We start from the raw sequence: 758 nt of genomic DNA, 5'->3' as shown, positions 1-758 counted from the left end.
AAACACAATGTAAGGTATATAGCGGTCACGGACGGCGTGGACAGCCTGACAAGGCAGGAAATGGACATTACACCGTTTAAAAATATCCTGAATGATATGTACAGCCGGGATATTTCAAAGAAAGTGCTGGCTGGGCGCATGACACGCTCCCGCCAGGGGAAATTCTGCGGCGGGCGGCCGCCCCTTGGTCTGATGCGTGACCCGGAGGAAAAGGGGCATCTTATCCTTGACCCGGACACTGCGCCGACTATCCATAAAATTTTTGACCTTGCCTTAAACGGCTGGGGGTGTATGCGGATAGCCAAACAGCTTATGGAGGATAAAATCCCCATCACACGGGTAAAAAGCAATACGGAATGTGACGTGAATTATTATTCGTGGGGAAGCGCACGGATCAGCCATATCCTGCGGAACCCATTTTACAAAGGCGCACATCTTGTCTGCCGGACACACCAGAAGGGAATCCGCTCCAATACCTATGACATCATTCCCCGTGAGGAATGGGAAGTGCTTGAGGGCTGCCATGAAGCTATCGTAAGCCCGGAGGACTGGGAGAAGGTGCAGGAACTCATTGACCGCCGCCCGCCTATCATGGAGGGGAACGCCTGCCCCTTCTACAACCTGTTCCACGGCATTATTTACTGCGCCACCTGTGGGAAGTCCATGCAGGTACGCTATGAGAAGGTAGGCAGAACCGGGAAGAACCGCTTTACCGGCGAGGAACGGGAGCCGATAGACAAGGCGTATTATATCTGCCA

General features: G+C 53.0%; 1 protein-coding gene. It reads left to right on the top strand.

The window, feature by feature from the left end:
* Positions 1-758, top strand: a 758-nt coding sequence (locus tag D7Y06_RS25400) for a recombinase family protein (protein WP_243119524.1), incomplete at both ends; no start/stop codon positions are given.

This window comes from Roseburia sp. 1XD42-69, assembly GCF_003612565.1.
GTDB lineage: Bacteria > Bacillota > Clostridia > Lachnospirales > Lachnospiraceae > Roseburia_B.
Note: the sequence above shows the minus strand (reverse complement) of the source record. Positions and strands in the feature narration are given on the sequence as shown.